13 protein-coding genes are annotated in these 10,356 nt (G+C 50.8%); all 13 read right to left on the bottom strand.

Features of this window, described 5'->3' with window-relative positions:
• Positions 1-10 precede the first annotated feature (10 nt).
• The 13 genes from LH51_RS09115 to LH51_RS09055 all read right to left on the bottom strand — a co-directional run bounded on the left by LH51_RS09115 (position 11) and on the right by LH51_RS09055 (position 10,301).
• Positions 11-364, bottom strand: coding sequence for a hypothetical protein (locus tag LH51_RS09115; protein ID WP_036521723.1), 354 nt, complete (start codon positions 362-364; stop codon positions 11-13).
• 30 nt (positions 365-394) lie between these two features.
• Positions 395-760, bottom strand: coding sequence for a biopolymer transporter ExbD (locus LH51_RS09110; RefSeq protein ID WP_327124649.1), 366 nt, complete (start codon positions 758-760; stop codon positions 395-397).
• A 6-nt stretch (positions 761-766) separates the two neighbouring features.
• Positions 767-1,444, bottom strand: coding sequence for a protein TolQ (gene tolQ / locus LH51_RS09105; protein ID WP_036521720.1), 678 nt, complete (start codon positions 1,442-1,444; stop codon positions 767-769).
• 117 nt (positions 1,445-1,561) lie between these two features.
• Complete coding sequence (locus LH51_RS09100) at positions 1,562-1,837, bottom strand: TraR/DksA C4-type zinc finger protein (RefSeq protein WP_036521717.1); 276 nt, start codon at positions 1,835-1,837, stop codon at positions 1,562-1,564.
• 87 nt (positions 1,838-1,924) lie between these two features.
• Positions 1,925-2,938 carry a Holliday junction branch migration DNA helicase RuvB gene (ruvB, locus tag LH51_RS09095; RefSeq protein WP_036521715.1) on the bottom strand — a complete coding sequence of 338 codons (1,014 nt, stop codon included), beginning with the start codon at positions 2,936-2,938 and terminating at the stop codon, positions 1,925-1,927.
• 16 nt (positions 2,939-2,954) lie between these two features.
• Entirely contained in the window at positions 2,955-3,584 is a 630-nt protein-coding gene (ruvA, locus tag LH51_RS09090) for a Holliday junction branch migration protein RuvA (RefSeq protein ID WP_036521714.1), read from the bottom strand.
• 2 nt (positions 3,585-3,586) lie between these two features.
• Positions 3,587-4,288, bottom strand: coding sequence for a trimeric intracellular cation channel family protein (locus tag LH51_RS09085; protein ID WP_081960753.1), 702 nt, complete (start codon positions 4,286-4,288; stop codon positions 3,587-3,589).
• Positions 4,285-4,800, bottom strand: coding sequence for a crossover junction endodeoxyribonuclease RuvC (ruvC, locus tag LH51_RS09080; protein ID WP_036521713.1), 516 nt, complete (start codon positions 4,798-4,800; stop codon positions 4,285-4,287). Before ruvC ends, LH51_RS09085 begins: the two co-directional genes overlap by 4 nt.
• Positions 4,801-4,833: 33 nt before the next feature.
• Positions 4,834-5,571, bottom strand: a complete 738-nt coding sequence (locus LH51_RS09075; RefSeq protein ID WP_036521711.1) for a YebC/PmpR family DNA-binding transcriptional regulator — start codon at positions 5,569-5,571, stop codon at positions 4,834-4,836.
• A 141-nt stretch (positions 5,572-5,712) separates the two neighbouring features.
• Positions 5,713-7,476, bottom strand: a complete 1,764-nt coding sequence (gene aspS / locus LH51_RS09070) for an aspartate--tRNA ligase (protein ID WP_036521710.1) — start codon at positions 7,474-7,476, stop codon at positions 5,713-5,715.
• A 225-nt stretch (positions 7,477-7,701) separates the two neighbouring features.
• Entirely contained in the window at positions 7,702-9,126 is a 1,425-nt protein-coding gene (locus LH51_RS09065) for a DUF4139 domain-containing protein (RefSeq protein ID WP_160173707.1), read from the bottom strand.
• Entirely contained in the window at positions 9,048-9,599 is a 552-nt protein-coding gene (locus LH51_RS20810) for a hypothetical protein (RefSeq protein ID WP_160173706.1), read from the bottom strand. The genes LH51_RS09065 and LH51_RS20810 overlap by 79 nt, the downstream gene beginning before the upstream one ends.
• 255 nt (positions 9,600-9,854) lie before the next feature.
• Positions 9,855-10,301 (bottom strand): HIT domain-containing protein, encoded by a 447-nt coding sequence (locus LH51_RS09055; protein WP_036521704.1) that lies wholly within the window; start codon positions 10,299-10,301, stop codon positions 9,855-9,857.
• Positions 10,302-10,356: the final 55 nt, after the last annotated feature.

The raw sequence follows: 10,356 nt of genomic DNA, 5'->3' as shown, positions 1-10,356 counted from the left end.
GCATTACTGGCTAGGTTAGCTGTTTCCTGGTTGTGTTGTTCCTGCTGCTGTTGCTGCTCTTCCTGACGCTGCTGCTCAGCCACGGCTTGCTCCTGGCGCTGCTGCTCTGCCTGGCGCGCCTGCTCCTGGCTCTCGCCTGTTCGGCTGCCTGCTGTGCAGCGGCCTGATCCGGCTGCAAGCTACTCATATCAATCATGCGCGCCTGCAAATGCCGTGGCTGTGGACGTGGTGATTCAGAAAAATCAAACCACTGCCCGGCAATCAGCACCAGCATCATTACGTGAACCAGCGTCGCCCAAAAAACCGGTGATACATAACTACGATAATTATCCACGCCCAGCCTACTCAGTGACCAGACCAACACTGGGCGCACCCGCCTGCTGCAATAGCACCATCAGCTGTACGACCCGGTCATATGACACATTTTTATCTCCCTGACCAGCAGGAGCTTGTTCGGGTTTTCATTCAAAACACTGGTAATGCGCTGCCGAACCGTATCAGGATCTGCAATTTCGGAATCATCACCACCCACGTTAATATAATAATTACCGTCTAAATCCACGGTGACGATCAAGGGCTCCTGATCTTCTGCTTCTACCGGTTCCGCGCTGGCCTGAGGTAAATCAACATCTACCCCTTGAGTCAGCATCGGTGTTGTCAGCATAAAAATCACCAACAGCACCACCATAACCTCAATATAAGGTACCACATTGATTTCTGCATTCAGACTACGCTTTTTGCGAGTACGCCATTCCATCATCAGACCTCAGAGTGCATGCAGGCGACGGTAGAGTATACTGGAGAACTCATCGGCAAAGGTTTCATAATTACTCAGCAGTGTTTCCGACTGCGCCGCAAAGCGGTTGTAAGCAATAACAGCCGGGATAGCTGCAAATAAACCAATTGCCGTTGTGATCAACGCTTCTGAAATACCTGGTGCCACCACCGATATCGTTGCATGGGGTACAGTAGCTAGACTACGAAAGGTGTTCATAATTCCCCACACGGTACCAAAAAGCCCCATATAGGGACTGGTAGAACCGACCGTTGCCAGGAATGGCAGGTGTTTTGCCAGCTTTTCTTCTTCGCGGGACATCGCCACCCGCATGCGCCGCTGAATGCCATTCATCACCACATCAGGATCAGCTTTACCCTGCTGGGTAAGGCGAGTGAACTCTTTCAGCCCGGCACGAAAAATGTTTTCAACACCACAATTCTCATTGGGCTGTTGACTGACTTCGCGGTACAGTTGTCCGAGATCGGCACCCGACCAGAAACGCTCTTCGAAAGCACGCATGGAATGCTGTGCCGCACGAATCACGGAGCGGCGCTGAAAAATCATCACCCAGGAAACAAATGAGGTAATCATAAGCGTCAGCATGATCAGCTGAACGATAAAACTGGCCTCTACTACAAGAGACCAGATAGATAACTTGTCTTGCACGGTTCACTCCTAACCTGACAGAAGGCAGGCGCTCACAATAGCAGTCGCAAAAATTAATACAAGTAGCTATGGGTCAGGAATGAACCTTAATAACATTTTTTTTTACGCCAGTGAGTTCTAGTCTCCGCTTTCGCAGCACAAGCAGCGACTGGTTGTGGGTTCAGCTTTCAGGCGATTAAGCTCAATAGCCTCACCACAGACTTTGCACAAACCAAAATAACCACTATCAATCCGCTTGATAGCCTCTTCACAAGCGCGCAGTTCAACCAGTAATGCACCCTGTTTAATTTCGCTTCCCGATGCGGCCAACAGTTCTTGTTTAAGCGTTGTATGGAGCTGAACCAGCTCACGACGACAGTCACTGGCGAAGCGATCTTTTGGTAAAGCCAACATAGGCACCATCCCGTTACTTTATCTGTCTTTATTAGACAATAGTAACAGCCCGTTAACCTTAAACCTTGATCAGGATCATGCAGACCCTTATTCGCTAAAGGGTTTATTTATTCCGAAATGCAGATAAGCATGATCGGTTACCACCCGCCCGCGCGGTGTACGCATCAGAAAACCTTGCTGTATCAGATAGGGTTCCAACACATCTTCAATGGTATCCCGCTCTTCACTGATTGCAGCCGCCAGGCTATCTACACCCACGGGACCCCCACCAAACTTCTCAATCATCGCCAGTAACATGCGCCGATCCATATGATCAAAGCCTTTTTCATCGACATTAAGCATATTCAACGCCAGATCAGCCAGCTCACGAGTAATCGCACCATCACCACGCACTTCAGCGTAATCACGCGCTCGTCGCAGCAAACGATTGGCAATGCGCGGTGTACCTCTGGCACGGCGGGCAATTTCCCGCGCACCCTCGGGATCAATCGGTGTAGACGTCAAGCGCGCTGCCCTGGTGACAATGTGGGTCAGATCTTCAACAGAGTAGAACTCCAGCCGCTGCACGATACCAAAACGATCACGCAGCGGTGAGGTTAACAGCCCCGCTCGCGTAGTCGCCCCCACTAACGTGAACGGGGGCAAGTCGATCTTGATAGAACGGGCGGCGGGTCCTTCACCAATCATAATGTCCAGCTGATAATCTTCCATCGCCGGATAGAGTATTTCTTCGACGTTCGGGCTCAAGCGATGAATTTCGTCGATAAACAGCACATCTCCAGCCTCCAGGTTGGTCAGCATGGCTGCCACATCGCCCGCCTTTTCTAATACCGGCCCTGAGGTGCTACGTATCTGACTTCCCATCTCGTTAGCAATAATATGTGCCAGGGTGGTTTTGCCTAGCCCCGGTGGACCAAAAATCAGGGTATGATCCAGTGCCTCGGATCGATTACGTGCGGCATGGATAAAAATCTCCATCTGCTCACGCACCACCGGCTGACCTTCATAATCCTGTAAGGTTTGCGGTCTTACCGTGCGATCCTGCGTCTCTTCAACGGGACTGGTCGCAACCGGCGTTATAAATCGATCGGCTTCTATCATTACTGTTTCTCATTTATCAACTGATCATTGACCGCAGTGCCAAGCGAATCAGTGCTTCGGCACTGGCATCCGCATCCAGTGAACGGCTGGCTTTTTCAATAGCCTGTGTGGCCTGAGCAGGCTTATAGCCCAAAGCGACCAGGGCGGTTTCTGCTTCCCGACGCTCATCCACCACGGCCACGGCTGGCTGCCTGGCTGATGCTGCGTCTTCCATAGCCCGAAGCCCAGTTGGCATAGTACTGAAGTGCTTAAGGCGGTCTTTCATTTCGATAATCAGGCGCTCGGCGGTCTTTTTGCCCACACCCGGCAACTTCACCAGCGTCGCCACATCTTCATATTCAACACAACGGATAAACGCATCACCACTGATACCCGAGAGAATAGTCAGCGCCAGCTTAGGCCCTACTCCATTGGTTTTAATCAATTCCCGGAACACACTGCGTTCCTGTCGATCGGTAAAGCCATACAACAACTGGGCATCCTCACGCACCACCAGGTGGGTGTAGAGAGAAACCTCCTGACCGATATCAGCTAAACGATAGAAGGTATTCATAGAAGCCTCCACCTCGTAACCTACACCAGCGACATCCAGCATTAAAAAAGGAGGGTATTTTTCCAGTAGAACGCCTCGCAAATGTCCGATCATGCTTATTTCTCACCTTTGGATTTTTTTGACATCAGCCAACGTTTTTTTCGACCGGTTAACACCCGCCGCGGGGTACGATCTATACCAGTCACCACAAACACCGGCAACCGGAAACCCGTATAGATCGCCAGCAGGCGGATACAGAAAATCAGCGCCATCGAAGACAAGGCAAGCAGATTCGGATCCATCTGCCCATGCATTAGTACATAGAAGGTCGCACCCATCAAAGCGCAGGTCGCGTAAAACTCTTCATGCTGGAGAATACCGGGAATCCGCCCTGTGAGTAAATCCCGGATGACACCGCCCGCACAACCGGTACTGATGCCCATAATCACGGCAATTAAGGGAGAAAAACCCAATCCTATGGCTTTCTCAGCGCCTGCAATAGCAAACAAAGCCAGACCCGCTGCATCGAACACCAATAATGCCCGGCGCGGCAACAGCCAGAAACGACAGTAAACGAACATCAGAACAGCTGACCCTATAGCAGTCCATAATAATAACGGATCAGCAATCCAGATTAACGGATGCGCATTCAGTGCCAGATCACGCAAGGTTCCCCCACCAAGAGAGGTAGCTAATGCCAGCACCAGGATACCGAACAGATCGATCTGCTTACCACGTGCAGCCAGAACACCGGTGATCGAAAAAATCGCTATACCAAACAGATCGGCATAGTAGACAAAATTTTCAATTTCTATCATCGCCAACGCCCACCACGACCAGTATGCTGACTTGCCACACTCAGCAGCGAACTGCGGGAATGCGCATGACATAAGGCAATAGCCAACGCATCCGCTGCATCAGCCTGCGGCAACCCGGGTAATTTAAGGATATGCGCCACCATGTGCTGTACCTGGCTCTTATCTGCCGCACCCGATCCAACCACTGACTGTTTCACTTTCCGCGCTGAGTATTCATAAACGGGCACTGATTGATTCGCCGCTGCGACAATCGCTACGCCTCTGGCCTGACCCAACTTCAGTGCCGAGTCAGCATTGCGCGCCATAAATACCTGTTCAATCGCAAATTCCTGTGGCAGATAACGTTCAATAATTTCATACACACCGGCATACACCTGCTGCAGCTTATCCGCCAACTCACCCTCACGGATACGGATACAACCACTGGCAATGTATTCGTTATGACCTTTAAGCGAATTGATCACACCATAGCCGGTAATGCGTGAGCCGGGGTCTATCCCCAGAATAATCATCTCAGCACAACCACTGGCTTATCGGAACCAGGATCAAAGCATCGCCTCTTCCGGAATATCGGCATTATGATAGACATTCTGGGTATCATCGAGATCTTCCAGCACATCCAGGAGCTTCAGTGCCTTCTGGCCGGTTTCAACATCCAACGCCACTGTCGTTGAGGGGATCATACCCACCTCAGCATGAACCGGCTCAAGCCCTGATTGCAACAAGGACTGCTTCACATCCATAAATTCAGTTACGCTGGTAAACACATCAATTGAACCATCATCATGCGTCACCACATCATCCGCACCAGCTTCAAGCGCCGCCTCAATGATCTGATCCTCATCGCTCTCATTGCCAAAGGTAATCTGACCTTTTTTATCAAACAGATAAGAAACGGAGCCATTCGTGCCCAGGTTGCCGCCGTGCTTACTGAAAGCCGCCCGTACCTGTGACACAGTCCGGTTAACATTATCGGTCATGCACTCAACCAGGATCGCTACGCCATTGGGGCCATAGCCTTCATAGGTGAGCTCATCGTAATTATCACCGTCCGCACCACCCGCGCCGCGCTGTATCGCTTTTTCAATGGTGTCTTTTTTCATATTGGCGCCAAGCGCCTTATCTACAGCCGCACGCAAGCGTGGATTATCATCTGGCACACCGCCACCTTCTTTGGCGGCCACAGTCAGCTCGCGAATCAACTTAGTAAAGATTTTACCGCGTCTGGCATCTTGTGCCGCTTTGCGGTGTTTAATATTGGCCCACTTGGAATGACCTGCCATAACCTCTTACCTCATTAACAAAGAAGGGGCTGCTAAGCCCCATTCGTTCTGCGTATTTTTTTCACTGCTGGCCTGGAGCCATATGTCCTTTGCAGTCTTAGGTGACTACCCCGATGCCAGACAGTGATCTTCACCTTGTCATCAGGGCGTTTTACGCAATTTGATATTCAGTTCACGTAACTGAGCGGCGCTGACTTCACCCGGAGCATCGGTCAACAAACACGCGGCGCTCTGTGTTTTCGGGAAGGCAATCACTTCACGAATAGAGGCCGACCCGGTCATCAACATCACCAGACGGTCCAGACCAAAGGCCAAACCACCGTGTGGAGGTGCACCGTAACGTAGCGCATTGAGCAGGAAGCCGAATTTCTCTTCCGCTTCCTCATCACTGATGCCCAACACTTTAAATACCGCACGCTGCATGGCCTGATCATGAATACGTACAGAGCCACCACCCAATTCAGTACCATTCAATACCATATCATAGGCGCGGGACAGCTTGCCTTCAGGGCCAGCAATCAGCTCATCCGGGCTACAGCTGGGTGCCGTGAATGGGTGATGCAACGCGGTCAGACCGCCATTACTGTCTTCTTCAAACATGGGGAAATCGACGACCCAGAGTGGCGCCCACTGCTGTGTTAGCAAGTTCAGGTCTTCACCGACTTTAATACGCAGCGCGCCCAGCGCTTCATTAACCACCTTGGCCTTATCCGCACCAAAGAACACCAGATCGCCGTTCTGGGCACCCACACGCTGCATAATCTGCAGTGCCACCTCTTCACCCAGGAATTTCACAATCGGTGATTGCAGCCCTTCGGCGCCGTTTTCCAGCGCGTTAACCTTGATCCAGGCCAGGCCTTTAGCACCGTAGATGGACACAAATTTAGTGTAATCATCAATTAGTTTACGGGTCAGCTCAGCACCACCCGGCACCTTCAGGGCAGCAACACGCCCTTTAGGATCGGTTGCCGGTGCGGCAAACACTTTAAAGTCGACGCCTGAAACCAGATCAGCCACATCAACCAGCTCCATCGGAATACGCAAATCCGGCTTATCAGAGCCATAGCGCTGCATCGCTTCAGAGTAAGGCATGCGCGGAAAGTCACCCAGATCCACATTCAGCTGTTCCAGGAACAAGCCACGGATCATCTGTTCAGTGATTCCCATGATGCCTTCTTCGTCCATAAAGGAGGTTTCTATATCGATCTGAGTGAATTCCGGTTGACGGTCGGCACGTAGATCTTCGTCACGGAAACACTTGGCAATTTGATAGTAACGGTCAAAACCTGACACCATCAGCAATTGCTTGAACAGCTGCGGTGACTGTGGCAGCGCGAAAAAATGCCCTTCATGGGTACGGCTGGGCACCAGATAATCGCGCGCCCCTTCGGGTGTGGCACGCGTCAGAATTGGCGTTTCAATATCCAGAAAACCATTTTCTTCCAAATAGTTACGGATATAGTGGGTAATCTTTGAACGAAAACGCAGTTTGCGCTGAATCTCTGGACGGCGCAGATCAATAAAGCGATTGCGCAGACGTACATCCTCGCCCACCTGCTGATGATCATCCAACTGGAAAGGCGGTGTATCCGATTTGTTCAAAATCACCAGCTCTTTGCCCAGCACTTCAATCGCACCTGTTGGCATCTCCGAATTTTCGGTACCTTCAGGGCGGGCACGAACCAGTCCTTTTAATTCAATCACGTACTCATTACGCACACTGTCAGCCAAGGCAAAGCTTGCCTCACGGTCCGGATCAAACACCACCTGGGTGATGCCTTCACGATCTCTGACATCCAGAAAGATAACGCCACCATGATCCCGACGACGGTGAACCCATCCTGAAAGTGTAATGTCCTGGCCGATATGTTCTTTACGAAGATCGCCACAATAATGACTGCGCATGATTGATTGTTCCTGTATCCGTCACTGTAAAAGCAAAATAGGCGCAGAATTATACCCTATATTGAGGGCGCTGACAGCCAAGGAATCTCGGATTCAGTCGCAATTAATATCCTGACAGCTAATTTATACCAGCAGGATAATGTTATCGTCCCTATTCATCAGTTTCAGGACTCACGTATTGCGAAACTGGATTCGTTTAAGAGCCTTAGGCTGTAACTAGTGCACTTACAATTGCGCAATAAAGGCGTCAAAAGCCTCCCTGGCCATGCGCACTTCTGCCGCAGCCTGTTGAACCGCTGCATGTAAACGCTGCAGTAGATCCTCCTGCTCACTGAGTTGATTCACTAACCGCTGGTAAAGCGCAGACTCTGACTCCAGTACGTCAAGATTTGCCCGAATGCGCGCCTGTTCCTGGTAAATGGTTTCTATAGAACTTTTTTGATCTTGCAGGCTACGCTCAGCACGAGACCAGGCTTGACGAAGACTTGCCGCCTGCTCAACCTGAGATTTTAACGCTGCAGGTAACTCTGCCTGATTCGACCAATAGAAAAGTTGCGTTTCTGACAAAGCGGCTAATTGAAAATGCTCCCAATCGACCCTTGTCTCCGTTACCAGAATGGGCTGTTCAGAATGCGCGGGCAGATCTACCGCCAGCCGATAATGCACTGCTGTTTCTTCCAGTAGTTCGGCATTGTAATCCAACTCCCAGCCAGGATTACGCGGGTGAACGATCACCAGATTTCGATCCTGAGCCGACTCATTGATGGCATGATAAACCGTTTCGCGCTGGCGTGTTTGTTGCAGCATCAAGACACCCTGTTCTATTTTACCCTGCGTTAGCCGCGTTTCCTGGCTGGCTGCTTGAGGCTGAACCTGAAGATCTAAGTCGACAGCATAACTGATGAATCGCTTGGCACCGGGTGGAATATGTTCTATGCGCGCATCACCCACATAGCTTTGCCCCATCATAACCGTCATGGGGCCCTCAGGCAGCGGCTTATCTGATGTATTGTCTAAACGTGCTCCACGTAAAGGATGGCGGGGATGTACACTGGCGTCATAGATGGAAACGGATCTGATATCTACCTTCGCAGCCAAAATAGGCAACATTGCCGACTGCTGACGAGGCAAGCTGATATTTTCAAGCCGATATTCAAAATGCGAACCAAGATCCTGCCCTTCGACCGAAGCCATCGCACCAGCCTTGGGTGTGGCGTCCGACCCTGGTGCCGGCGCTGGCATAGGGGCTGCTACCCGTGCGCGTAAAGGCGCGAACTCTTCAGCCACCGCGCTATCTTGAGCGACTCCACGCGCAAGTGCATAGGTTTGCGGAGCTATACCTTCAAAGGCCACCGACTCATACACGGGTCGATCAATAAAGCGAGACTGATAAAGATCTTCAATAAAACTCAGTGGGCGACCACTGATTAAGGCTAAACTGATGTTATGCCAGTCGTAGTCACTGGTATTTTCCACCAAGGCCCAGGTTTGTAAATCAGCCGCTTCACTGTCGGCTTCATCAAGCAACAAACGATAGCTGGTTTTCCAGACAGGGGCTTCTGCGACATAGGTCACCGCCACCTCACGCACCCCTTCACCCTCAAGATAAAGGTTGACGGCTTTACGCTCATTGTTACGATTTTCTGCCAAGCAGTCAGGGCGCGATTCAAGTCGTCTTGCAGACGCGTATCGGTTAATTCGAAACGACGTATCTGATCCAGGCTCAGGCTTTCCAAGCCAGTTTCAGTTACCAGGTTAAGGTAATCCAGCTCTGCGAATTGATCAGCCACTCGCAAGGTGCGTCTGTCAGCTCCCAGGATACGCCCTGTTAACAGACTGCCTTGCAGGGTTTCCACCTGTATGGCTTGACCGCGCAGCTGGGTAAACACATCCACCCAACCAGGGTTGCCTGACAGATCAACACGCAAACTGGATAAAATACGACCCAACGCTGACTGACCCGGATAACTCACGCCCACAATTCGGCCATTACCCTGATCCCAGAAGACCAAAGATTTCAACAGGTCGTTCATTTCAGTTGAACTGGCCTGAAGTTGTACTTGAACCGGCCCATCAACCTTGCCACCTTGTTGAAACAAACCCACACCAGAAGTGGAAAGCACCACACGTTCAATGGGTAACTCAGCCTCAGGAAAGGTCTGAGAAGCCAGGCACTCGTGCTTAGACTGGAAACAACCCAGAAACTAACGCTCATTATCGACACGGCAGGCAAGCACCGTTTCAAGCAAGCAGGATATTGTGGGGGCAAAAACATGAAGACTCTCCCTAATTCATGAGTTGGATTAATCAGCCTGGCTTAACAACGGGAAACCTTAAACACTTTAAGCGACAGCGTTAGTTACGCTAGGATCAAAACGCTAGTTTGCCAATTTGAATGTCAAATCGCCATCCAGGAGCACTTCGAGTTTCTGGCTGATCTCTTCGGCCTGCTCGGCGGTATAAGGACGCGCCTCTGCCACACCCCAGACAGGTCCTGGCCAGGCAACATCATCTTCATAACGCACTACATGGTGCAGATGCAATTGTGGCACCATGTTACCCAGTGCTGCCACATTCATCTTGCGCGCCATAAACAAATCGGCCAGGGTTTCACTCAAGGCCGAGGATTCTTCGATCAACTGTGCACGCTCAGAGGCAGACAAATGATAGACTTCAGTCACACTGGCTCGACGTGGAACCAGAATAAACCAGGGATAATTCGCATCGTTCATCAGCAGCAAACGACACAGGGAAAAATCACCCAGCACCCAGGTATCAGCTTGCAACTGTGGATGGAGTTCAAACTCAAGTTCCAGTTCGTCCATTGGACTCTCCTTAGGATATTAAATACGGCCTTATGATATAAAAGACCGGATCAAA

It is taken from the genome of Nitrincola sp. A-D6 (assembly GCF_000764495.1).
Lineage (GTDB): Bacteria > Pseudomonadota > Gammaproteobacteria > Pseudomonadales > Balneatricaceae > Nitrincola.
This window is presented reverse-complemented; position numbering and strand designations above follow the sequence as displayed.

Coding starts and splice junctions, on each gene's coding strand:
- LH51_RS09110 (WP_327124649.1), bottom strand. CDS start 760: ATGATGGAATGGCGTACTCGCAAAAAGCGTAGTCTGAATGCAGAAATC.
- LH51_RS09100 (WP_036521717.1), bottom strand. CDS start 1,837: ATGTTGGCTTTACCAAAAGATCGCTTCGCCAGTGACTGTCGTCGTGAG.
- ruvB (WP_036521715.1), bottom strand. CDS start 2,938: ATGATAGAAGCCGATCGATTTATAACGCCGGTTGCGACCAGTCCCGTT.
- ruvA (WP_036521714.1), bottom strand. CDS start 3,584: ATGATCGGACATTTGCGAGGCGTTCTACTGGAAAAATACCCTCCTTTT.
- LH51_RS09085 (WP_081960753.1), bottom strand. CDS start 4,288: ATGATAGAAATTGAAAATTTTGTCTACTATGCCGATCTGTTTGGTATA.
- ruvC (WP_036521713.1), bottom strand. CDS start 4,800: ATGATTATTCTGGGGATAGACCCCGGCTCACGCATTACCGGCTATGGT.
- LH51_RS09075 (WP_036521711.1), bottom strand. CDS start 5,571: ATGGCAGGTCATTCCAAGTGGGCCAATATTAAACACCGCAAAGCGGCA.
- aspS (WP_036521710.1), bottom strand. CDS start 7,476: ATGCGCAGTCATTATTGTGGCGATCTTCGTAAAGAACATATCGGCCAG.
- LH51_RS09055 (WP_036521704.1), bottom strand. CDS start 10,301: ATGGACGAACTGGAACTTGAGTTTGAACTCCATCCACAGTTGCAAGCT.